The sequence below is a fragment of the Flavobacterium sp. Sd200 genome, assembly GCF_009826935.1.
Classification (GTDB): Bacteria; Bacteroidota; Bacteroidia; order Flavobacteriales; family Flavobacteriaceae; genus Flavobacterium.
This window is the reverse complement of sequence record NZ_WUMN01000001.1, coordinates 1,325,011-1,350,523: the sequence shown is the minus strand read 5'-3', so window position 1 is coordinate 1,350,523 and position 25,513 is coordinate 1,325,011. Positions and strand designations below refer to the sequence as shown.

At 43.9% G+C, this 25,513-nt stretch carries 17 protein-coding genes; 14 read left to right on the top strand and 3 right to left on the bottom strand.

All coding sequences use genetic code 11. From position 1 onward, the window contains the following. Positions 1 to 115: 115 nt before the first annotated feature. The 14 genes from GR160_RS05960 (at position 116) to GR160_RS05895 (ending at position 23,638) form a co-directional block, all read left to right on the top strand. Positions 116 to 3,301: a TonB-dependent receptor gene (locus tag GR160_RS05960; protein ID WP_160748906.1), complete on the top strand. Its 3,186-nt coding sequence runs from the start codon at positions 116 to 118 to the stop codon at positions 3,299 to 3,301. A 10-nt stretch (positions 3,302 to 3,311) separates the two neighbouring features. Further along, complete coding sequence (locus GR160_RS05955) at positions 3,312 to 5,087, top strand: RagB/SusD family nutrient uptake outer membrane protein (protein WP_160748905.1); 1,776 nt, start codon at positions 3,312 to 3,314, stop codon at positions 5,085 to 5,087. A gap of 17 nt (positions 5,088 to 5,104) precedes the next feature. Beyond that, positions 5,105 to 6,226, top strand: coding sequence for a DUF4979 domain-containing protein (locus GR160_RS05950; RefSeq protein ID WP_160748904.1), 1,122 nt, complete (start codon positions 5,105 to 5,107; stop codon positions 6,224 to 6,226). Between the two features lie 7 nt (positions 6,227 to 6,233). Further along, a complete protein-coding gene (locus GR160_RS05945) occupies positions 6,234 to 7,508 on the top strand; it encodes an alginate lyase family protein (protein WP_160748903.1) in 1,275 nt (424 codons plus the stop codon). A gap of 155 nt (positions 7,509 to 7,663) precedes the next feature. Then, positions 7,664 to 9,541 (top strand): glycoside hydrolase family 97 protein, encoded by a 1,878-nt coding sequence (locus tag GR160_RS05940; RefSeq protein WP_160748902.1) that lies wholly within the window; start codon positions 7,664 to 7,666, stop codon positions 9,539 to 9,541. 84 nt (positions 9,542 to 9,625) lie between these two features. Continuing rightward, positions 9,626 to 12,409, top strand: a complete 2,784-nt coding sequence (locus GR160_RS05935) for a heparinase II/III family protein (RefSeq protein WP_160748901.1) — start codon at positions 9,626 to 9,628, stop codon at positions 12,407 to 12,409. Positions 12,410 to 12,411: 2 nt separating this feature from the next. Next, positions 12,412 to 13,593 carry a DUF4861 family protein gene (locus tag GR160_RS05930; RefSeq protein WP_160748900.1) on the top strand — a complete coding sequence of 394 codons (1,182 nt, stop codon included), beginning with the start codon at positions 12,412 to 12,414 and terminating at the stop codon, positions 13,591 to 13,593. Positions 13,594 to 13,599: 6 nt separating this feature from the next. Then, positions 13,600 to 15,246 (top strand): glycoside hydrolase 43 family protein, encoded by a 1,647-nt coding sequence (locus GR160_RS05925; RefSeq protein WP_160748899.1) that lies wholly within the window; start codon positions 13,600 to 13,602, stop codon positions 15,244 to 15,246. Then, entirely contained in the window at positions 15,246 to 16,844 is a 1,599-nt protein-coding gene (locus tag GR160_RS05920; protein WP_160748898.1) for a hypothetical protein, read from the top strand. Before GR160_RS05925 ends, GR160_RS05920 begins: the two co-directional genes overlap by 1 nt. Continuing rightward, the gene (locus GR160_RS05915) at positions 16,841 to 18,775 is read left to right on the top strand and encodes a glycoside hydrolase family 127 protein (protein ID WP_160748897.1); all 1,935 of its coding nucleotides are present in this window, start codon (positions 16,841 to 16,843) and stop codon (positions 18,773 to 18,775) included. Before GR160_RS05920 ends, GR160_RS05915 begins: the two co-directional genes overlap by 4 nt. Before the next feature lie 10 nt (positions 18,776 to 18,785). Then, positions 18,786 to 20,018 carry a glycoside hydrolase family 88 protein gene (locus tag GR160_RS05910; protein ID WP_160748896.1) on the top strand — a complete coding sequence of 411 codons (1,233 nt, stop codon included), beginning with the start codon at positions 18,786 to 18,788 and terminating at the stop codon, positions 20,016 to 20,018. A gap of 10 nt (positions 20,019 to 20,028) precedes the next feature. Next, positions 20,029 to 21,486 (top strand): endo-polygalacturonase, encoded by a 1,458-nt coding sequence (locus GR160_RS05905; RefSeq protein ID WP_202390719.1) that lies wholly within the window; start codon positions 20,029 to 20,031, stop codon positions 21,484 to 21,486. 33 nt (positions 21,487 to 21,519) lie between these two features. Beyond that, positions 21,520 to 22,851 carry a sugar porter family MFS transporter gene (locus tag GR160_RS05900; protein ID WP_160748895.1) on the top strand — a complete coding sequence of 444 codons (1,332 nt, stop codon included), beginning with the start codon at positions 21,520 to 21,522 and terminating at the stop codon, positions 22,849 to 22,851. 4 nt (positions 22,852 to 22,855) lie between these two features. Then, a complete protein-coding gene (locus GR160_RS05895) occupies positions 22,856 to 23,638 on the top strand; it encodes a gluconate 5-dehydrogenase (RefSeq protein ID WP_160748894.1) in 783 nt (260 codons plus the stop codon). Between the two features lie 110 nt (positions 23,639 to 23,748). Here GR160_RS05895 and GR160_RS05890 read toward each other — a convergent pair whose 3' ends face one another. The 3 genes from GR160_RS05890 to GR160_RS05880 form a co-directional block, all read right to left on the bottom strand. Next, positions 23,749 to 23,889: a hypothetical protein gene (locus tag GR160_RS05890; RefSeq protein ID WP_160748893.1), complete on the bottom strand. Its 141-nt coding sequence runs from the start codon at positions 23,887 to 23,889 to the stop codon at positions 23,749 to 23,751. 118 nt (positions 23,890 to 24,007) lie between these two features. Further along, positions 24,008 to 24,586 (bottom strand): hypothetical protein, encoded by a 579-nt coding sequence (locus tag GR160_RS05885; RefSeq protein ID WP_160748892.1) that lies wholly within the window; start codon positions 24,584 to 24,586, stop codon positions 24,008 to 24,010. Then, complete coding sequence (locus GR160_RS05880) at positions 24,583 to 25,263, bottom strand: hypothetical protein (RefSeq protein WP_160748891.1); 681 nt, start codon at positions 25,261 to 25,263, stop codon at positions 24,583 to 24,585. Before GR160_RS05880 ends, GR160_RS05885 begins: the two co-directional genes overlap by 4 nt. Positions 25,264 to 25,513: the final 250 nt, after the last annotated feature.

Here is a 25,513-nt window from a genome sequence, read left to right as displayed (position 1 = left end):
AAGTAAATATTGTAATAATACAATATGTGAGCTTAAAACGAACCTAATACCCTAACAACAACCCAAAAAAGATGTATAAATTTAGTTTTAACCCAAATTATAAACCCTACAATAAATGAAAGTAAACCTTTACTTAACTATTGGTAAAAAATCATATGCGCGTAAGGGCTATACCCTGGCAATGGTTTTTTTTATTTCCTGTTTCGCTAAAACGTTTGCGGAAATAAAAGGTAATACTAACCTGCATTTTTCTGTCCAGCAGCAAACAATTACAGGCACAGTTATATCGGCCGAAGATGGCCTGGGTATTCCCGGAATATCGGTATTGATAAAAGGCAGTAACATATCTGCGGTTACCGATATAGATGGTAAATATACCATCAGCATTCCCTCATCAGATGCTGTTTTAGTTTTTACAGGCATTGGCCTCCAAAATCAGGAAATTACAGTTGGAACCCAAACCTCTGTAAACGTTACTATGAAATCTGCCGACACTACACTGGAAGAAGTTGTAATTGTGGGCTATGGTCAGCAAAAGAAAGTAACCTCTACCGGTTCTATTGAAACGGTAACAGTAAAGGCATTTCAGGACAGGGCAGTAACAAATCCTGCACTTGCATTGCAGGGCCAAACACCCGGGCTTGTAGTAACCCGCACCTCTTCGAGACCCGGACGCGAAAACATAGCCATGCAGATACGCGGCGCAACATCCGTAAACGGAGGAACTCCATTATTAGTAATAGACGGTGTTCCTGCCATTAATTTTGAAGCGTTTTACAACATGAACCCGGACGATATACAGTCGGTAACTGTACTAAAAGACGGTTCGGCGGCTATATATGGTTCGCGTGCTGCAAACGGGGTTATACTTGTAATGACTAAAAAAGGCGCAGCAGGAAAAATGACGGTAGACCTTACCAGTACACTGCGCATTAATACCCTTGGTATAAAACCTCCTATGCCCAATATGCAACAATATGGCACAGTGTGGCTTGAGGCGGCTAACCAGGACCCGGTACCCAATTACTGGAACTGGCAAACAAGAGAGAATCTTGAGTTGATGCAATCCGGTTATCAGGGCATTTACACCACTGCAGCGTGGGGAGACCTTTATATAGGCAATGCATCGCGCTTTGACGAAATGTTTGGCACATCCTACAGCAACATGCAAACTGCAAGCCTTTCGGGCAGTTCGGAAAAGACGAACTACAGGCTGTCTTATGGTTTTTCTGAAGACGTGGGCGGCCTTAAAACCGCATACGACGGCAAAAAACAGCATAACATACGCCTAAACTACGATTTTAATGTAACCAACTGGCTAAAGCTGGAAACAAACATGTCTTACCTTAAGTATGATATTTCAAGCCCGTCTACGGGTCTCGATGCATCGTCTGTAGTGTTAGACCCGCCGTTCTTCCCATCGCGCAACCCATACGGGCAGTGGTATGCCAACTTTAATATTGCAGGAAACCGCAATGCCGTAGCCGCTACTGTTGATGGCGGGCGCGATGAAACTATGGTAGACCAGGTAAAAGTGTATATAGGAGCAACCCTTAATTTTACGAAAGACCTGAGTTTTAAAGTTACCAGTTCTTACAACAAAGACTTCAACAACTATCAGATGTACCAGATTACGGTACCGCAATATACCTGGTTTGGCGACCTGTCTCAGGAAAAGGTAAATGCGCAAAGCTCTATACGCGAGCAAAGCAGGTACATCATTTATCAAAACTATGGTGGTTTCCTAAACTATGTAAAATCATTTGGTAACCACAATGTAACCGGTATGGCAGGTTTAACGGCAGAACTTAGCCAGGATAAAAACCTGTATGGTTACCGCAGGGGCTTTCAGGACCTTGGTGTGTATGACTTAAATCTTGGCTCGGTGTCAGAGCTTGTAGAAGCTAAGGGTGGTGCAGGCAACTGGGGGCTTTATTCTTATGTAGGCCGTTTTACTTACGATTATAAAAACAAATACCTGTTTCAGGCAGCGGGCAGGCGCGATGGTTCGTCAAGATTCGACAAAGGTTATAAATGGTCAAACTTTGGCAGCCTTGAAGGCGGCTGGGTGGTAAGCAATGAAGAGTTTATGAAAAACATCAAGCCCATCAGCCTTTTAAAACTGCGCTACACCTATGGCGAAACCGGTAGCCAGGTGGGTATTGGGAATAATGAATACGTATCGCAAATTGGCAACGGCTCTGCATTATTTGGCACAACACCTGCTTTCCAGAATACAGTGTTTGTTAACGGTATTACTACTAACGAGCGTGTTTGGGAGCGTGTTGTTAAAAAAACCTACGGCTTTGATTTTGGATTATTTGACGGAAAGCTATATGGTTATTACGACTACTTTACCACAAGAAACACTAATATGTTTGTAAACGTGCAGTATCCGGATGTACTTGGAGGCACAGCCCCGCGCACAAATGCCGGCCAGTTAGACGTAAGGGGCTGGGAGGTAAGCATTGGCTATCGCGGCGAGGTAGGTAAGTTTAAATACAATGTTAGTGCAAACATGAGCGATACCCGAAACAAAATTACGTCTATGAAAAACTCTAACGCTTACCTTCCGGGGCTTAACAGTACTATAGAGCATTATCCTATTCGCTCTTATTTTATGTACGAAACCGCAGGTTTCTTTCAAAACCAGCAGCAGGTAGACGAATATTATGCGCTGTATGGCGGGCAGGGCGACCTTGCTGGGCTTACCACCGACCAAAACAGGCTGCGCCCCGGCGATGTAATTAAAGTAGACACTAATGGCGATGGCGTTATTAGCCCGTTAGACGTGGTTTATAAAGGCGATTCTGCACCACACTATGTGTACGGCCTTAACCTTAACGGGCAGTATGGCAATTTTGATGTTACCGCGTTCTTTCAGGGCGTATTGGAGCAGGATATACAGCGCACAGGCTACCTTGCTTATCCTTTTGCTACCCTTTATACAAACCAGACGGCAGCTTACATTGGCAAGACATGGACAGAAGAAAACCCTAATGCAAGCTATCCACGTATGACAGCTAACTTAGACAGGGCAAAATGGAACTGGGCCAACAACGATTTTGCATTGCAGGACAACCGCTACATAAGGCTTAAGTCGCTTGTGGTGGGTTACACCCTTACCGACCTGAAGGTGGCAGATTACTCGATACCTAAATTCAGGCTGTACTTCTCGGGCAACGACCTGTTTGAATTTACCAAAATCAAAGACGGCTACGACCCTGAGTTTGGCGAAAGCTCTAACACTATCTATCCGTTTACCAGAACCTGGTCTTTAGGCCTTAACGTTACCTTCTAATAAAAAGACTATGAAAAAAATATCGATATCAATTTTCCTTTCGGCATTTATGCTGGTGTCGTGCCAGGACGATTTTTTGGACCTGGACCCGCAGGATGCCATTACTGAGGCGGCCTACTTTAAAACGCCTGCGCATTTTGAGGCCGCATCTAACGACTTTTATAATAAAATGATAAGCTGGAGGCCGGTAAAGGGCAGTAGTATTTATGATTTTATGGACTTTGGTTCAGACCTTATTTCGCTTCCGCAGCCTTACGGCAGGGGAGTGGTTACCGTGCCAAGTACTGACATTTACTGGAGAAACGCTTACGAATACATACGTGCCAACAACATACTGCTGGAAAAAGCAGCAGAGTACAGCGGCAGCCAGGCCGAGATTGCAGAGTATGTTGCCGCAGCAAAGTTTTTCAGGGCGTGGCACCACTTTTTCCTGCTTAAGCGTTATGGCGGTGTTCCGGTAGTTACTACGGTTGTAGATATAAATTCGCAGGTACTGTATGGACCGCGAAACAGCAGGTATGAGGTTATGGCGCAGATACTTCAGGATTTGAATGAAGCAATACCAAATTTGCCTATTGAACAGAATATTGGAACTTCCGATAAAGGCCACGTTAGCAAATGGGCTGCAGAGGCGTTTAAGGCCCGTGTATTGCTTTATGAAGCTACCTGGGAAAAATATGTAGGCACCTCTACCGATGGCGATGGTACAACAGCGGGCGCAGGTACTGCGGGTGCAGGTAATAATATACAGGCCTACCTTCAGGAAGCCGTAACGCTTGCCAAAGATGTTATGGACAACGGCGGTTATGAACTGTGGAATTATAACAACGTGCTTAATAACAGGAGTATGTATTACCTGTTTAACCTTGAAGACAGCGGCTCTAACCCTGCAAGCCTTGATAAAAGCAGCAACAAAGAGTTTATACTTGCAAGCAAATACGATTACAACCTGTATCAGGGTGGGGTAAACCTGAGCCACACCGTTGGCACGCGTTTGGCACCCAGCAGGAAGTTTATGGATATGTTCCTTTCTATAGACGGGTTGCCCATAGCACAGTCGCCTTTATTTTTAGGATATGCCAACACGCCCGATGAATACCAGAACCGCGATTACAGGCTGCTGTCTTACTTTGCTAATACTGCTACAGATGCCGCACCTGCCAACGGTCAGGTTACACTAAGGGGATCCGGTGCCGACAGTGGTTCGGGCTACGGCAACAGGAAATTTGCCGCTTACCGCTACGGAAGCTACCGAGCAGCAAATACAGAGTCGGCCGATTACCCGCAGATAAGGCTTGCCGAGGTTTACCTTATTTATGCCGAGGCTTTATACGAGTTGAATAACGGCATTACCGATGCTCAACTGGCAGAATCTGTAAACAGGATAAAGGTAAGGGCAGGTCTTCCGGCTTTAACCAATGCATTTGCCACAACCAACAACCTCAATATACTTCAGGAAATAAGGCGCGAGCGTGCTGTAGAGCTTTTTGGCGAAAACACCCGCTTCGACGACCTTAAACGTTGGGGTATTGCCGAAACAGAATTGAATGCCCCGGTTTACGGTTCTGTAATAGAGGGCAGTGTATATCAAAACAACACCGCGCTTTACACGCCAGGAAATTATCCTTACGGGCAGGCACCCGTAGCCACAGGAGACGGCACGCTTAGTGCACTGCTGCTCGACCCTGCATCTAACAGAAACTTTGCGCGCCAGCATTACCTTATGCCTATTCCGCTTGCGCAGATACAGCTTAATAACAACCTTAGGCAAAATCCGGGTTACTAACTACTAACAGCGTTTATATGAAAAATACTAAACTATACAGCATATTGGCAGTTTGCCTGCTTATGCTTGCTGCGGCCTTACAATTTTCATGCAGCGATATGGAAACGGAATATGAGGGCGAACCCCTTGTAAAATATCCTGAAATTACGGTAACAGGTTTTAGCCCCCAGGCGGGGCCGCCAAGTGCAGCGGTTACCATTACAGGTACAAACTTTGGTCAATACAGTGCTGCCGCAAAAATATTTTTTAACGGCATACCTGCAACCGATATTGTGAGCTACAGCGATACGCAAATTGTGGTTAGGGCACCCGAGGGGGCAACCACCGGGCCAATAACGGTAAAGGTGTGGACGCATACTGTGGTTACTCCGGATAATTTTACCTACCTGCCCGGTGCAGCAATAACAGCCATAACTCCGGCAGAGGGTATGCCAGGCGACCATATTTTTATACAGGGTTCTAATTTTGGTACAGAGGTCAGCAACATAGCGGTACAATTCCCTGAAGGGGTGGCTGCCGAAGTGGTTAGCGTTACCGATACCGAGATTGAAGTAATAGTGCCGACAGGCGGTGTAACGGGCAACATTACAGCCGATATAGGCCTGCAAACCATTACCGGGCCACAGTTTTTGTATCTCGATGCGTATCCTCCGGGCAAATACCTGTTTGAGTTTGATGACCCGACAGATGTGCAGTGGATTACCGTACAAAACTCTGCCTATACAATTCGCGATGGAAAATTAGTAGTAACGTTTGATGCTGCCCAGTTTAACGGTACTGCCAAGCGCAGGGCTGATTTACAGTATATAATTAACGGCGCACTGCTTGGGCAGGCAAAAGACCCATGGGTGTACACCAGCGATTTTCCTATACTGGCCATTAAATTTACGAAGCCCGCTACCGGAAATATGATACTGGATATGAACGGTGGTGCATTCCCTACAAACAGCCAGAACAATACCTATGCTGCTCAAAACGTGTATTACTATGATATGAGCACACGAATTACCGACCCTACAGTATCTAAAACCACTTTTCAGTTCAAGATTGCCGATATAACCTCTCCCGAAACAGGATATGAAGTTGAATGGATAGGAACATTCAGGTCGGTAGCAGAAATGGAAGAATTTATGAATTAAGAGCATTATGAAAAAAAATAAAATATATACGCTTGTAGCGGCAGTTGTAACCCTGTCTATTAGCTGCACATTTGATTATGGCGAGCCCAAACAGGTACAAAATACGGGTAATGCAACAGTGGTGCCGGTTACAGTACCTGCTAATAAAGTATTTACACACCCGGGGCTGCTGCATACCGAGAGTGATTTCAGCAGGATGAAAACAAATGTGGAGGCCGGAAACCAGCCGTGGCTTTCGGGGTGGCAAAAACTTATAGATAACAGCCATTCTTCTGCAAATTATACCATGCAGGGGCCGGTGGTAAACCTTATCAGGGGAGGTAATTCTACCGAGGTGCCGTTGCCCGATAACTATTCAACCGCGTTTAACGATGCCGCTGGTGCCTACCAAAATGCCATTGTCTGGAAAGTTACGGGCAATGCAGCCAATGCCAACAAAGCCATACAGATATTAAATGCATGGGCGGCAACGTGTACATCAATCATTGGTAATTCTAACAAGGCACTGGGCGCAGGGCTGTATGGTTACCAGTTTGCCAATGCCGCCGAGATTATGAGAGGCTATTCCGGCTGGGCAGCTGCTGATTTTAATACGTTTAAGCAATGGATGAGAAATGTGTGGTATCCTGTAAGCAAAGATTTTATAGATACCCATTACAATACCTGCATATCGCACTACTGGGCTAACTGGGATTTGTGCAACATAGCCAGCATTATGTCTATAGCAGTACTTACAGATGATGTGCCTATGTACACCTTTGCCATAGACTATCTTATGACTGGCAATGGCAACGGGCAGCTGCTTAAAACGATAAACCATATCCATGCAAAATCAGGTAATGATGATATCGACCTTGGCCAGATACAGGAAAGCGGACGCGACCAGGGGCATGCATTGCTGTGTATGGGGCTTATGGGCACTATAGCACAAATGGCAGGAAACCAAGGCGAGGATATTTGGGGATATAACGACAATATGATTTTAAAAGGTGCCGAATATCTTGCAAAGTACAACTATGCCCGCCTGGATGTGCCTTTTACATCTTATACAAATTGTGCTAATGTTACACATGCCACAGTTGCAAATGATGCCTCAAGGGGCAATATAAGACCTATATGGGAACGTATCCGCAGCCACTATGTAACCAAACAAAGAAAGGCTGCACGCTATACTGTAATGGCTGCCGATATGCATAGTGCCGAGGGCGGTGGCGGAGACTATGGCCCCAACAGCGGCGGTTTTGACGACTTGGGCTTTGGTACTTTGCTGTACACACAGTAGTACCGGCAGTATTTATTGTATTAAACTAAAGTTGTGGCCCTTTAAAGCCTTTTTTGGACGATGATTTACATCAAATGGGTGTAAATTTATGCAGGGCCACAACTATTTTTTATAACATTGAAAACCTTTTCGTAAACAAAATTTAAAAAGTAATAATGAGATTAAGAATAAAGGCACTATTGCTGTTCTTCCTGTTTGTTTCAGGCATAAACAGTTTTGCCCAGCAGTTTAATGAGCATATAGTATCGCCCGATAAGAATATAACGTGCAACGTATACCGCAATGCCGGTGCGGGTATTTTTTATACCGTAAGCTATAAAGGCAAACCCGTTGTGGTAGCCTCAGAACTCAACATACAGTTAGATAACCACTGGAGCGAATGGACACTGGCAATAAAAAACAAACCGGGTAAAGACTGGATGCAGGACCTGCAGTTAAAAAATGCAGTGCGCACAACAAAAGATACCACCTGGGCACCGCTTTATGGCGAGCGCAAACTTATAAAAGACCACTACAACAATCTCACCCTGCAATTTGAACAGAAAGCCAGTTCGAACTACAGGATGAACATTGAAATAAGGGTTTATAATGAGGGTATTGCGCTGCGCTATTATTTTCCGGATAACCCCACGGGTATCTATTACAGGATAACGGCCGATAATACAGAATTTTCTTTTCCCGAAGGTACACAGGCATGGTTTGAGCCATGGGCACAGGGGGCTTTTACAAAGCTGCCTCTAAAAAACTGGCCATCGGAAAGTGAAGGCCCGCTTACGTTGGAGCTTCCTAACGGTTTATATGCCGCCGTTGCAGAAGCACAGCGTGTAGATTTTGTAAAAACGCGTTTTACGCTTGCATCAAAACCCAATACCATTAAAACGCTTTTGTATGAAAGTGTAGACAAAGTGCCTTATTTTGGAACACCATGGAGGGTAGTAATGATTGGCGAACAGCCGGGTAAACTGATAGAGAACAACTTTATCTTTCAGAACCTTAACGACCCCGCGAAGCTTACTGATGTTTCTTACATAAAACCCGGAAAGATTGTGCGCGACCTGACGCTGACCGAAAAAGGCGCTAAGGAGTGGATAGATTTTGCCGCAGCCCACAACCTGCAATACGTGCTTTTTGACTGGAAATGGTATGGCCCTGCCTTTACTTTTGACAGCGATGCCGGTAAGGTTGCCATAGACCTCGACTTGCCCGAAGTAATACGCTATGGTAAAGAAAAAGGCGTGGGCATTTGGCTGTATGTAAACCAGCAGGCACTGTTAAAACAGGATTTTGAGATATTCCCTATCTATAAAAAATGGGGCATAGCCGGTGTAAAATATGGGTTTGTAGAAGTGGGTTCGCACCGCTGGACTACGTGGCTACACGAATCGGTGCAGCGTGCCGCAAATAACGGGCTTATGGTAAATATACACGATGAGTTCAGGCTTACCGGCGAGGAGCGCACCTGGCCTAACATGCTTACAGTAGAGGGAATTCGCGGCAACGAAGAAATGCCCGATGCTACCCACAACGTTACACTGCCCTTTACACGCGGCCTTGCCGGAGCGGGTGACTATACCATTTGCTATTATACCAACCGCATAAAAACCACCCATACCCACCAGCTGGCGCTTGGCGTGGTTATGTACAGTCCGCTGCAAACGCTGTATTGGTACGACAAAGCATCGGACTATAAAAATGAACCTGAGATTGAATTTTTCGACAAGCTGCCTACCGTATGGGATGATACCAAAGTATTGCAGGGTAGAGCGGGCGAATATATTGTTACCGCCCGTAAAAAAGGTAACGACTGGTTTGTGGGCGTTATGACTAACAACAGCGCACGTGAAGTAGAAATTACATTCGACTTTTTAGACAAAGGAAAAACCTACAGCCTTTCGGCTTATGAGGATGATGATACTGTGGCAACCAAAACAAAGGTAAAAGTAACCCGTGATAAGGTGAAACAGGGTAAAAAACGCACTGTTAAGCTTAAAGCATCGGGTGGGGCTGCGTTTTGGATTAGCCCCACGAAATAAGTAATTATAAATTTGGTTAGTTTGATTAATCGGTAGCTGCCTGCGTTTGCCTTTTGGCAGCTGCCTTAATCAACAGAAGAAATTATGAAATTAAGAACACTACTGTACATACCACTATTTTTTATAAGCCTTTGCAGCTATGGGCAGCCTTTGCCCGTGCCACAAAACATAGGCACACAACACCCGCGCATTTTTGGTAAAGATATGTCGCTTCGGGAGGTAAAGCAGCTTTGCAGTACTGAACCGTGGGCTGCCGAAATTGTAGCTAAGACAAAAAAGAATACCGATAAATATCTGGAGTATTATAAAAAAGACAGTACTTGGCTGCTGTCGCGCCTGCAAATGTATTGGAAAACCAAATCTACAAAAGTATTTATAAACGGCGGTGTTTATGACCATGCCGAAGGCGAGGCTCCGGTGCCTACCGTGCGTTTTCCCGGTACTCGCGACCACCGAACCGACTATATTTTTCCGAAACTGGAAGATGTAAAACCCTATATGGACGACCCGCGTGGCCTCTTTGCAGAGCATCGTAACAACAAAGGACAGGGCGAATGGGTAAGCATTTCTAAAACAGGCAAAATTGTAGAATCGCTAAACAGGCAGATTATGGGCATTGCCCGCGATGCCGCTTTTATGTACTGGTACACCGGAGATGTAAAGTATGCCGAAATGGCTTATGGCGTGCTCGATACCTATCTTAAAGGGCTTTACTATCGCGAAGTGCCGCAGGACATTAGCCGTGGGCACAGCAATACCATTGCAGGCTACACCTCGTTTGAAGTAATACAGGAACATATTATTAACGATGTGACACAATGCTACGACTTTTTACACGGATATATCAGTAAAAACCATCAGGAGAGTTTAGGGCTGTATGCTGATACGTTCAGGAAATGGGCTGACCTTATTATAAAAAATGGCGTAAGCTTTAATAACTGGAATTTGTTAGAAGCTGCCCATATTTCTAAGATAGCACTGGTGCTTGAAAATAACTCGGCTTATAAAAACGACAGGGGGGCACAGTATTACCTTGACCGGATAATGAACCAAAATTCGGTAAGGCAATGGAGCATGCGCAAGCTTATGGATTATGGCTACGACCCTGATAACGCCATTTGGAACGAAAGCCCCGGCTATTCATTAAACGTACTGAACGATTTTATGGAGTTTGCAGCGTTTTACGACCATAATTTTAATATTGATTTGCTTAAAGACCTGCCGGTACTTACCAAAGCGGCGAAAGCTACGGCACAGTACCTTTATCCTAACAAATATATGGTGGCCTTTGGCGACGGGCATTACAGCAAACTGCGCCCCGAGCCTGTAAAATACCTTATTCACAACGCCCAAAAATACGGCAAAAAAGAGGATGAGGTTTATTTTACCAGAATGCTTAAAACATTGTATGATGTTGATGTGCAGTCCGGTTCAGTAAAAGGCACGACCCTTAAAGATTTGTTTGAGCATCAGGCATTGGTGTTGCAGGACACGGTTAAGCCTGCTGCGGTAGCCGATTTTACTTCGCCGTTGTTTTACTCGCCCCGTGTGAGCTGGCTGGTACAGCGCCGGGGTGACGAAAAAAACGGGCTGATGATAAGCCAAATAGGCTCTTACGGCAACCACATGCACAGCAACGGCATAGCTATGGAACTGTATGGCAAAGGGCTGCCTTTAGCCCCTGAAATGGGGCATGGGTCGAGTTATTTTTCTATAGAGTATGCCGAATATTATACCCAGTTTCCGGCGCATAATACCGTAGTTGTAAACGGAAAGTCGAAATATCCTGAAATGAAAAGCAACCATGCTTTTACAAAGGAGGCTGCCTATCCTGAGAGTGGGATGAACAGGGGCACAATGCCCGGCTATACGTTTTCTGACCTTACATTCCCGGAGCCGGAAACCAACTCAAACCAAAGGCGTGTAATGGGTATTGTGCAAACTGCGGGCGGTGGATATTATGTAGATGTTTTCCGTTCGGCACAAAACGATGGCAACAATTTCAAAAACGAATATTTTTACCACAACCTGGGGCAAAAGCTGGAGCTTTTCGACAAAGACAATACACCGCTAAAACTTACCGATACCGATGCGCTTGCCTTTGCCGATGGCGGCCTCTCGGCTTACGATTATATGTGGGATAAAAAATCGGTTGCATTTGGCAGCGATTTTAAAGGACGTTTCAGCCTCGACCTTAAAGAGAGGTCAGTCAACATGAATTTTTGGTTTAAGGGCGAAGAGGGGCGTGAATTGTTTTCCGTGCTTTCGCCAAAGTCTACCGCGTTCAGGCATGGCCCATTGCCGGAAGAACTTAATGAACTGCCCATACCTACCTTAATAGTACAGCAAACCGGTGAGGCATGGAAACGTCCGTTTGTGGCGGTTTATGAACCTGCCGAAAACGGTAAAAGCGATATTGCTACGGTAGATTATTTTGGTAAAGAAGAACAGGCAGGCATATACGTTACCGCTGCATCAGGCCGTGAGGATTTTATTTTTACAGCTACAACAGGGCAGGAGTTTAGTAACAAGGGTATGACAGTGACAGGCACTTATGGTATAATCACTAAAGAGGGTAATGCCACTACACTGTTTTTAGGGAACGGCACTGCAATTTCAAACGGAGTCTATACTATAACAATGGTTTCAAATGGCAGTGCAGGTTTAAAACTGTCCAGTAATGAAACCTTTTATACAGGCAGTGCGGCAGCAACCCTATTGGTAAAAGTACCGCAAAAGCCAAAGGCGGCAACACTTACCGATGCAGCAGGGACGGTGCACAAAGGTAAATACGACAGAAAGAAAAAAGAAGTGCAGTTTAACCTGCCTGCGCTAACCTACCAGCAGGTAAAAATATATATACAGTAAACATGAAATTATTATATGCTATTTGTGGGGCTGCTGCTTTCTGCCTTGCTTCGTGCGGCAGTAAAGAGACCGATACATTGACTGTTGAGGTAAAGAACAGCCTTGACTTTGACAGGACAGAGATTGTAACGCTAAAGCGAAACGACATTGCGGCTTTGCTTAAAACAGGCAGGGAAGAAGACATCCGAATAAAAAACAGTACATCAACAGCATACCTGCCACTACAGTGGATTGATTATGATAAGGACGGCAGGAGCGATGAGTTGCTTTTTCAGGCTACGGTAAAGGCCGGAAAAATAACTACATACAGCATTGTTACAGATGCTGAAACAGCACAGCCTAAAAGCAAAATCACAACCTACTCGCGCTTTGTGCCCGAACGTACTGACGATTACACCTGGGAGAACGATAAGGTTGCCTTTAGGGTATATGGCCCTACAGGTCAAAAGGAAGCCCTTGCCGGTGTGGCAGGCAGCACGCTTTCCAGCGGGGTAGACATCTGGCTTAAGCGAACCGATAAACCCATTATAAACAAGTGGTATGCAGAGCATGCAAAGGCTGCAGGATATTATCATACAGACCATGGTGAGGGATACGACCCATATCATGTGGGCAACAGCAGGGGCACAGGAGGCTCGGGCATTTGGGATAAGGACAGCCTGTATGTATCTGAAAATTATGTTAGTTATAAAACCATTGCTGAAGGTCCGTTGCGCACGGTGTTTGAACTGGAGTATGCCGCCTGGGGCCCTTATGGAACTACAGAGACCAAACGCGTATCGCTTGATTTGGGTTCTCATTTTTCAAAATTTGAAGTAACGGTTGGTTCAGAAAAACCATTGCCAAATTATACCGTTGGCATTACGCTGCAGGATAATAAAGGAATAGCCGAAGTAAATACAAAACAGGGGTGGTACCGCCATTGGGAGCAGATAGATGATGCTTTTGTGGGCGAGGGGCTGGTTATGGCACAATCGCAAACTGATAGCGCTTTTGTAAGGAAATCAGATGTTAAAGACCAGAGCAACCTGCTTGTAGTTAACAAGCCTGCTGATAAAATAGTGTATTACGCCGGTTTTGCATGGCAAAAAAGCGGTGCTGTAAAAACAGTAAGCGATTGGGACAAAATGCTGCAAAGGCAGGCACAAACAGTTGCCAACCCATTACAGGTAACCGTAAAATAACAGTGTGTGAATAAGTATTGTATTTATATATGGCTTTTGGTTGCGGGTTTCGTTCTCTGGGGATGTAAAACTTCACGGATTGATGAGAAGCCTGTTGCACAAAACTATATATCTGAGGTTTGGGTGGCAGATAATGGCAACGGTACCTATACCAACCCGGTGCTGTATGCTGATTATTCAGACCCGGATGTAATTCGCGTAGGCGAAGATTTTTATATGACGGCCAGCAGCTTTAACTGCACTCCCGGTTTGCCCATACTGCATTCTAAAGATTTGGTAAACTGGCAGATAATAAGCTACGCGCTCGACAGGCAGATGCCGGAAGAAGTGTTTGCCAAACCGCAACACAGCAAAGGCGTGTGGGCACCATCGTTACGATACCATAACAAGCGCTTTTATATTTATTGGGGCGACCCTGATTTTGGGGTGTATGTAATAACAGCCAATGCGATAACCGGCCCGTGGACTAAGCCATTGCTGATATTGGAAGGCAAAGGCATTATAGACCCAAGCCCTTTGTGGGATGGCGATAAGGCCTATCTTATACATGCCTGGGCAGGCAGCAGGGCGGGGGTAAACAGCCTGCTTACAATGCACACGATGAACCCTGAGGGAACAAAAATATTGGATGAAGGAAAAAATGTTTTTGACGGGCATGATGCCAATCACACCCTTGAAGGGCCTAAGCTGTATAAAAAAGATGGTTACTATTACATTTTTGCCCCTGCCGGAGGGGTAGAAACAGGCTGGCAGCTGGCTATGAGGTCTAAAAATATTTATGGGCCTTATGAGCATAAAGTGGTATTAGAGCAGGGCACTACAAAAATAAACGGCCCGCACCAAGGGGCTTGGGTAGACGCGCCTGACGGAAAAAATTGGTTCCTGCATTTTCAGGATCAGGGCGTCTATGGGCGTGTGCTGCACCTGCAACCTATGGAATGGCGCGATGGCTGGCCTGTAATGGGTAAAGATTTTGACGGCAATGGTATAGGCGAGCCTATAGCCTCATGGCAAAAACCTGTTGCTACAAATACTGTTTACACCCCACAGGAAAGTGATGATTTTAATAACGGGGTGCCCGGGCTGCAATGGCAGTGGTATGCCAACCCATCGGTAAAATGGAGTGCGCAAATACCGGGTACCGATTACCTGCGGCTGTTTGCCGTAAGCAAAAACGGACTGCCCAATCTTTGGGATGTACCCAATTTGCTGCTGCAAAAGCTGCCTGCACCTGATTTTACAGTAACAACTAAAGTGAAACTTGCAACCGAATGGGAAACGCCGGGCAAAACCGCAGGGCTAATTATGATGGGGCAGTCTTATGCTTATGTGGGTATAACCTATACTGATGGAAAGTATAAATTAAATCAGGTAGTGTGTGAAGATGCCATAAAAGGCAGCGCCGAAAAAGTATTGTTTGAAGAAACGCTGAATTCTAATGAGGTTTATTTGAGGATGCAGGTAAAATCGCCTGACGGTACATGCCTGTTTAGTTACAGTACCGATGGTGTACATTTTACACCTTCGGGCAAGGCTTTTAAAGCACAAAAAGACTTATGGATAAGCGCCAAGATGGGAATATTCTGCGTAAGCGAAAGTAATGTAAGATTAGGCGGCTATGCCGATTTTGACTGGTTTAAAGTAACAAAGTAATGAAGAAACTGCTATATATATTGCTGTTTGCAGCTCACGGATTGTGTGCGCAAAATGCGGTATGGCAGTGGAGCATACCCGTAACACCTGTAATTTCTACGGAAACCGGGGCAGCCCCACAGGCATTTTTATGGATACCTGAAAATTGCAGGCAGGTTAGGGGAGTGGTTATAGGGCAGCACAACATGAGCGAGGAAGGTATATTGGAGCATGCCTACTTCAGGAAAAAAATGGCTGAGGCAGGCCTTGCCGAAATTTGGGTTACGCCCGGTTTTGCCATGGTGTACAACCATGAAAAAGACAGTGCCGTGTTTGATTATATGCTAAAGGAATTTGCCAATGTTTCCGGTTATAAGGAGCTTGAGTACGCACCGATAGTACCCATAGGCCATTCGGCATATGCCAGCTATCCTTGGAATTTTGCTGCGTTTAACAACAGCCGCACACTGGCGATAATTTCGGTTCATGGCGATTCGCCCCAAACCAACCTTACCGGAAGCGGCAAACCTAACCCCGACTGGGAGCAGCGTGATATTGACGGCATACCTGCACTTTTTATTATGGGCGAGTATGAGTGGTGGGAAGACCGCATTGCACCCGGGTTTAATTATGTAAAAAAACATCCGGGAAGTGCCATTACTTTTTTTGCCGATGCCGGGCATGGGCATTTTGACAGCTCTGATATTCTTGTTAAATACATAGCTGATTATATAGTTAAGGCTGCAAAATGGAGGCTTACCGGAAAGAATGATAATGACGGGCGGCCTTTACTCAAAAAGATACTGCCACAGCAGGGCTGGCTTGGAGATCGTTGGCATAAAGACAGTTTGCCAAAAGCGATTCCGGCAAAATATAAAGATTATAAAGGCAACAGGGATGCAGCTTCCTGGTTTTTTGATAAAAACCATGCTGAAGAAACGGAAAAATATTATGCCGTGGCTGCGGGTAAACTCCCTCAATATATAGGGTTTACGCAACAGGGCAAAGTGCTGAAACCTGTAAAAACCCATGCCAACTATAAGTTAGACTTTAAGCCTTTAGGTGACGGTGTGAGCTTTGCGGTAAGTGCTTTTTTTTCGGATTCGACAAAAGTGCAGGCGGTAGAAAAACATGCAAAAACAAAGCTTGTAACAGACAGGATTTGCGGGCCGATAAAAAAGATTAACAATACCCTGTTCAGGATAGACTTTTACAGGATGGGGTTTAAGAACCCTAAGCGCAGCAATGATATATGGCTGCTGGCTCATAATGAAGGGGATGAAAATTACAAGAGTGCCGTGCAGCAGTTAAACCTGCAATTTCCGGTGCGCAATGTACAGGGAGAAGCACAGCAAATCAGCTTTCCTGAAATACATGATGTACAGGATACACATAAACCATTGAGCCTTACAGCTACGGCTTCATCGGGCTTGCCGGTTTATTATTACGTTAACGAAGGTCCGGCTTATGTAGAGGATAATATTTTACTTTTTAGTAAGGTTCCGCCGAAAGCTAAATACCCAATCAAGGTTACCGTGGTTGCCTGGCAGTATGGGGTGGCCGGAAAATGGCAGTCGGCAACACCTGTTCAACAAACTTTTACATTACAAAATAGATGAATATAAACACTACTATAAAAACACTTTTATTCGCTGCGCTTTTGCCTTTAGGCGTTGTTGCCCAATCGCATTATCCGGGGCAGCACAAAGGTCAGATAAAAATTGACGATACAAAAAAAGCAGCCGTTCTGGGTTTCGACCTGCAGGATGTAAAGCTGCTGGACAGCCCCTTTAGGGATAACATGATGAGGGAGAGCAAATGGATACTTTCTATAAAAACAGAAAGCCTGCTGCACAGTTTCCGTAATAATGCCGGGGTGTTTTCCGGTAAGGAGGGAGGCTATTTTGTTACCCCAAAACTGGGTGGCTGGGAATCACTGGATAGTGATGTGCGTGGGCATACTACCGGGCATGTGCTTTCGGGGCTTGCGTTGCTGTATGCCTCAACCGGAGATGAACGCTATAAAGTTAAAGCCGATTCGCTTGTAAACGGTCTTGCCGATGTGCAGAAAGCCCTTAACCAAAACGGATACCTGAGTGCCTTCCCCCAAAACCTTATCGACAGGGCTGTTGAAAGGCAAAGTGTGTGGGCGCCGTGGTACACGCTGCATAAATTGTATTCCGGCCTTACCGACCAGTATTTGTATTGCAACAATGCCAAAGCTCTGGAAATTGCAAACGGTATGGTAAATTGGGCTTACGATAAAATGAAAGCACTGACAACTCAGCAGCGGGAGAACATGCTGAAGAATGAGTTTGGCGGTATGAACGATTCGTTTTATACACTATATGAAATAACAGGAAACGAAAAGGCAAAATATCTGGCGGAGTTTTTTTACCATGCAGAGGTATTAAAACCACTTGCAGAAAAGCAGGATATACTAAAAGGTAAACACGCCAATACTTACATACCCAAGCTTATAGGCTTAGTGCGCGATTATGAAATTGGCGGGCAGGCAGAACACCTTGAAACTTCCGACTTTTTTTGGCAAACGGTTGTAAACCACCACAGTTTTGCTACGGGCAGCAACAGCGACAAGGAAAAGTTTTTTGGCCCCGATAATATTGCAGGACATTTAAGCGGCTACACGGCCGAGTCGTGCAATGTGTACAACATGCTTAAGCTTACCAGGCATTTATTTTCGATGAACCCTAAGGCGGCTTATGCTGATTATTATGAGCGTGCCCTTTACAACCACATATTGGGGCAGCAAAACCCTGAAGACGGCATGGTTGCTTATTTTTTACCCATGATGCCCGGGGCGCATAAGGTTTACAGCACACCTAACGATTCGTTTTGGTGCTGTGTGGGTACGGGTTTTGAAAATCAGGCTAAGTATAATGAGTTTATTTATGCGCATTCGCAAAACAGCCTGTATATAAACCTGTTTATCCCTTCGGTTTTGTCATGGAAAGAGAATGGTTTTGAATTTAAGCAGGAAACAACTTTCCCTAAAGAAAGTAATACAAAATTTACGGTTACAGCATCGGCAGGCAAAGAAATGACCATACATTTTCGCTATCCGGCATGGGCTACTGCAGGTGCAACACTCAGGGTAAACGGCAAAAAACAAAAGTTTGCTAATACTCCCGGAAGTTATATTGCTGTTAAACGGGTTTGGAAAAAAGGAGATGTAGCAGAGCTTGATTTGCCTATGCCGTTTAAAGTAACCCCAACGCCCGACAATAAAAATATAGTTGCTGTTACTTACGGGCCTGTTGTACTGGCAGGGCTGGCAGGCACTGAAGGCATGAATGCCCCGGCACCGTATAGCGACCCTAAGAAATATAACGATTATTATACTTACGATTATAATGTTCCGGCTGGTTTTAGCAATAAACTGGCTGTTGATGCAAAGGCACTTTTTAAAGCCCTAAAACGGGAACCCGGCACGCTGAATTTCAGCATTGATAATACAAACTGGAAACTAATGCCCATAAGCAGTGTGCACAGCCAGCGGTACACTATGTATTGGGAACTCACAAAATAATATAGTACAAATGAATACAAAGAAGAAAATTATTGCCGCAACACTTACAACGCTTGCATTGATAGGTTGTGGCAGGAAAGCTGTTGCCGATAATGTTTCGGGTTTTAATCCTGACACGCAGTTGGAATACTGTGAAAAGCAGGCTGACAAGACCCTTAAAGTAATTCCGGAAACTGACAGCCTGCCCCGTAGCATTATCCCCGGCACGGACAGGTGGAGGTACACCGATTATAAAGACTGGACCAGCGGTTTCTGGCCCGGTACATTATGGTATATGTATGAGTTTACAAAGGATAAGGAGTTTGAGACAGCTGCAGACCATTATACAAAATACCTTACGCCATTATCGCTTTCCCCAGCTACCGATCACGACCTTGGTTTTCAGGTAATGTGCAGTTTTGGCAATGGCTACAGGCTTACTAAGAACCCCGAATATAAAAAAGTATTGCTGCGCACTGCTGATACCCTTGCCACGCTTTTTAACCCAAAGGTGGGAACGATACTGAGCTGGCCGCGCGAAGTACCTAACATGGAGTGGCCCCAGCACAACACCATTATGGATAATATGATAAACCTTGAACTGCTGTTTTGGGCATCTAAAAACGGAGGGCGCAAAAACCTTTATGATATGGCGGTGAGCCATGCCGATGTAACGATGAAAAACCATTTTCGTCCTGATTATACATCCTATCATGTGGTAGTGTATGACAGGGAAACCGGAAAAAAGATTAAAGGGGTTACCCATCAGGGATATAACGACGGCAGCATGTGGGCGCGCGGTCAGGCATGGGCTATTTATGGCTATACCATGGTGTACCGCGAAACGCACGACCCTAAATTTCTGGACTTTGCGCACAAAGTAACCCGTGTGTATTTAGACAGGCTGCCCAAAGACAGCATACCTTACTGGGATTTTAATGCCCCCGATATTCCTAATGCGCCCCGAGATGCATCAGCAGCGGCTGTAGTGGCATCGGCATTGATAGAACTGGCCGATTTTACTACAGATGCCGCTCTATGCAAAGAATACCGCACCAAGGCAGAAGCCATGCTTAAAGAGCTTTCGGCACATTACCAGAGCCATGAGTCTAACTCGGCTTTTTTACTGCACTCCACAGGCCATAAACCTGCGGGTGGCGAAATAGATACAGCCATAAATTATGCCGATTATTATTATGCTGAAGCCTTGCTAAGGTTAAAAAAGCTTAAGGAAGAAACTTCAAACAAAATTGTACAACGATAGGCGATTACACATGAAAACAACATTATCTGAATATAAAAAATATGCTTTTACACTTTTATTGTGCTGTGTAACCCTTCTAGGCTTTGCCCAAAAAACTAAAGATGCGGTAGTGGCATACCCTGCTCCCGATGGGGTAACGCTTAATCCCGATTTTACTGTAAAAGTGCGCAGTAAGGGGCAGGAATGGAAAACAGTACCTGTTTATGCCATAAAATTAATGAAAGTAGAAGACCTTAGTTACAAGCCGCAGGTGGCCTCTATGGCATACTTTGATTTTTCGGGGGTGTGCGAGGTAGCGGTTACTGCAACAAAGAGTGTAGAAACAGCCAGGATACGCCCTCTTTCTTACAATATCCCTTTTACAAAAGAGGGAGACAATACTATTGTTTTTCAGCTTGATAAGCCCTCGAATTTATCGGTAGAGGTAAACGGGGATATTTTCCATAACCTGCATTTGTTTGCAAACCCTGTGCATGAAGTGCCAAAAAAGAAAAAGACCGATAAGAATTTTGTGTATTTCGGTCCCGGTGTACATGTACTGCCGGGCGGTAAGCTGGATGTTAAGAGTAACCAACAGGTATATATAGCCGGTGGTGCTTTTATAAAAGGACAGATAAATATAGACCATGCAGAAAATGTAAAGGTGTACGGCAGTGGTATTATAGACCAGGACGTAAGGCTTGGAATCAGGGTTGCCTTTTCTAAGACTGTTGAGATAGAAGGTGTGTTTGCCTCCCAATGCCTTGTAGGCGGCTCTGACGGGGTAAAAATAACCAACGTAAAAGCCATCAGTTATTTTAACTGGGGCGACGGCATGAACATAATGGCGGCCAACAACGTTACGTACGACAGGGTTTTCAACCGAAATTCAGATGACTGCACCACTGTTTATGCCACGCGCAAAGAGTTTAGCGGCGGCTGCAAAAACATACTTATGAAAAATTCTACACTTTGGGCCGATGTGGCACACCCTATAATGATAGGCGTTCATGGCAGTACACCTAACCAGGATGTGATTGAGAATGTTACTTACAGCAACCTTGATATTTTAGACCACCAGGAAGTACAGATAGACTATCAGGGATGCATGGCTATAGATGCCGGCGACAGCAACCTGATAAAGAATATAACTTTTGAAGACATACGGGTTGAAGATTTCAGGCGCGGGCAACTGGTTAATATCAGGGTTTTTTACAACCAAAAGTACTGTACATCGCCGGGCAAAGGGGTAGAAAACATCTTCTTTAAAAACATCAGCTATAATGGCAGCAATGCTAATATGTCGGTTATTGCCGGATATGACGAAAACAGGAAAGTAAAAAATGTGGTTTTTGAAAACCTTAAAATAAACGGGAAGCTTATTTATGATGATATGCCCGGCAAACCCAAGTGGTTTAAAACCGGAGATATTGCCAACATATTTGTGGGCGAACACACAGAAGGTATTGTATTTAAGAAAACCGAATAACAATCTAAACACTCCCGAAAGGGCTTAAAATAAATGAAAAGTAAATTATTATATTATTCGATAGTGGTAGCCATAGCCGGATTTTTATTTGGTTTTGATACCGTAGTGATTTCAGGCGCAAACCTGCCCATAAAAGAATTGTGGCACACCTCAGAGTGGTTTCATGGCACTTTTATTATGTCTATGGCGTTGTGGGGCACGGTAGCCGGGGCGCTTGTTGCGGGTTACCCTACCGATAAATACGGCCGTAAAAACACGCTTATATTTATTGGTTTCCTATACCTTATCTCGGCACTTGGCTGTGCCTTCGCGCCGGAGCCTTATACATTTTCATTCTTCAGGTTTGTAGGCGGGCTTGGCGTAGGCATCTCTTCTATAGCGGCGCCAACCTATATATCAGAAATATCCTCAGCCAAAAACAGGGGCACACTGGGCACGCTGTACCAGTTTAATATTGTTTTCGGCATTGTGGTGGCCTACCTTTCTAACTTTTTACTTAAAGGTGTGGGCGGTGCCGACGACTGGCGTTATATGATGGGAGCCGTAGCGGTACCGTCTGTGGCTTATATAGTGCTGATGTTTGGAGTGCCCGAAAGTCCGCGCTGGTTGTTTAGCCATAAAAAAGACGAACAAAAAGCCCTTGATGTATTAAAGAAAACGGCAACAGAACACGATGCCCTTGCTACCCTTGAAGACATCAAAACCGATTTTTTGGCAAACGTTCAAAATACCGACGGGCTTTTTTCAAAACGCTATAAATTTCCGCTTATACTGGCTTTTTTAATAGCTACATTCAACCAGCTTTCAGGTATTAACTTTATACTGTATTATGCCCCTGAGATATTGGAAAAAGCAGGTTTTGCTTCCTCAGAATCGTTACTAAGTTCTATAGCTATCGGTATTGTAAACCTGATTTTCACTTTCCTGGGTATGTATTTAATAGACAGGGCAGGGCGCAGGCAGTTAATGTATTGGGGTTCTTACGGATACATTGTAAGCCTTTTTATGGTTGCATACGGATTTTATTCGGGTGCTTCTGCGGCGTTTAACCTTTCGTTTATTTTGCTTTTTATAGCATCCCATGCCATAGGGCAGGGAGCAGTAATCTGGGTGTTTATTTCAGAGATATTCCCTAATAAGGTTCGTGCCGGTGGGCAGGCCTTTGGCAGCAGCGTGCACTGGGTTTTTGCGGCACTGGTTACGCTTTTTGGTGCGGTGCTTATTAATGCATTCGAGCCATGGCAGGTATTTGGGCTGTTTGGTTTCCTTATGATACTGCAATTGCTGTTTGTATTTAAAATGATGCCGGAAACCAAAGGCAAATCACTTGAAGAACTTGAGAACGAACTTACCCATAAAGGCTGAAACAATGGATTTATTTAACCTTAACGGGAAAACGGCTGTGCTTACGGGCGCAACACACGGACTGGGTATGGCAATGGCCGAAGGTCTGGCAAAGGCAGGTGCAGCTTTGATTATAACAAGCAGCAGCAAAAACAGCCTTGAACCTGCACTTGATTATTACACAAGCAAAGGATATAAAGCACACGGTTATGTATTTGATGTAACCGATGAGGCTGCCGCAGCACAAAATGTGGCACTTATGGAAGAGGAGCATGGCCCGATTGACATACTTGTAAACAATGCCGGAATTATAAAGCGTGTAAAAGCGCTGGATATGGAGGTAGAGGATTTCCGTAAGGTAATTGATGTAGACTTGGTTGGCGTATTTATAATGAGTAAGCTGCTTGGAAAGGGTATGGTACAAAGGCGTTGCGGCAAGATTATTAACATATGCTCTATGATGAGCGAACTGGGCCGCGATAATGTAAGCGCCTATGCGTCGGCAAAAGGGGGGCTGAAAATGCTTACCAAAAACCTGGCGACTGAATGGGGGCTATATAACGTACAGGTAAATGGCATAGGCCCGGGTTATTTTGCAACTTCGCAAACCGAACCAATCCGTGTAGACGGGCACCCGTTTAATGATTTTATAATAAGCCGTACCCCGGCAGGCAGGTGGGGTAATCCTGAAGACCTTGCAGGTGCCGCTGTATTTTTATCGTCTAAAGCAAGCGATTTTGTAAACGGGCAGATAATTTATGTAGATGGTGGCATTCTGGCTACCATTGGCAAACCTTCTGACGAGTAATGGAGAAAACAGTTTAAAATATACAGCCAAGGCTTCGACCGGCTTAGCCTGGCTGTATATGTTGCTTTTCTTTTTACGGCTTCAGGCTCATACTTTTTAAATACCGGTGGTTATATTATTTGCGTAAGGTCCTGTATCTGCCACTTGCGCAGAGCTTCGGGGTCAAAGCTGCTGTCGTTTCCGCTTTCGGTGTTTGGTGCTGTCCTGGGCAATAATTCATAGTCAAATATTTTAATTGTAATTAAATCCATAAAAAATCAGTAAATTTATGTAAATACCTTAAAATAAAGACAATATAAATCCTTTGTCTGGCAAATTATTTAGACTTCATATCTAATCGAATACCATCTTATTTCGTAGGATTGAGTATCATTGCTTCCTTAGCTTAAATATTAAATCACACTCTTCATAAATTTTATTTTTATCTTCAGAATTCAACCCACCATACATTTCACCTACGTAATAATATTTAAAGACTTTATTTTCGGCTTTAATTAGTATAAGATTATAATAACAATCATAACAATTACCACAATCTTTAATATATGACTTATTCCTTGCTATTTGAGGTGCAAAAAATACATCATTTACAATTATATTTTTGGGCCGGCTTTTGTTGGATAACTCAGTAAATCTATACCCATTATTTTTAAATTCATCCCATTTATATACAGTAAAATCACCCGTACCACTCTTACCGAATAAATAAATTATTTGATGTAAATCTTTATTAACTTCGAAATCAGATAGAATTGATTTGACTAACGTATTATTTGGAAAAATTTCCATTACAGAAAACTCAGCCTCCGTTAGTTTACATTGTTTAATGTTTATTTTATTTTGAAAATTAAAATCCTTACTGTCTGATATTTTGTAAGCAAAAAATAAAGAAATTAACAGTAAATGATTAATTCTTATATTAAGATTTCTTTTTTTTATAGTAATCATATCCTGGCCTTATTAAATCTATAGTTACATTTATTGGAGTGATTCCTTCTGTAAAAACCTCTTCTATATGTAGGAATATCTTTATATTGTTTTCTTAAAGGAATTTTAGTACCACTTGGATCAATTTCTGCTCGTATAATATTCTCGATATGGGATGCTTCAATTTCCTCAGTTACCCTTATTTGTCCTGCTTTAATTAGTTGCTTGTTAGAATCATCTGGATCTGACATATTAGGTTTGAGTTGTTCCTCAACTAAGCCTTGATCAAATCTATAAGCATGGCCTTCTTCATGTCCGATGCCTACAATATTTGCACCAAGATATTGCCCTTCAACGGTTTTGTCTGTCAATTTAATATAAATATCAGTACCTCCGCCACATTCTTTTGTATAACTGTGTTTGGGTACAGTGCTATAGATAATATTTCCGTTTTCATCCTTTTCGTTTAAATGTATTGTATGAACATTTTCTGAAGTTACTAATGCATTCCAATTTTTATTTGCCTCTTCCGAACGTCGATTCAATTTACGTTGTCGACGTTCAAATTGTCTCCTTAATCTTCTGTTTTCTCTTTCGCTTTTATTTGGATCGTTTACATATTCAACAATCATCCCCGTTGGATCCAAAAGATTAACTGGATTCTGTACACAATAAGCATATGGGTATGCTCTCGCCAAAGGGCAAGTTAATAAAAAACTGGTAGGGTTGCCCCGCTGCATCTGTTAAATAAGTGCATTCGGTTTAGTCATATGGTAATAATGTGGCAACATTATTATTCGGTTTCTAAAAATGTATATTGCTATTATTTTAAACTTTAAAATTCTTACCTGCGTTTGAGTACTTTGTAAGAATTAAACGGTTTCCAATTTAAAAAATGAACCCGTCCAGACTTTTTTGATTTAAGCGAAAAAGTGAGGCTGAGTTCAA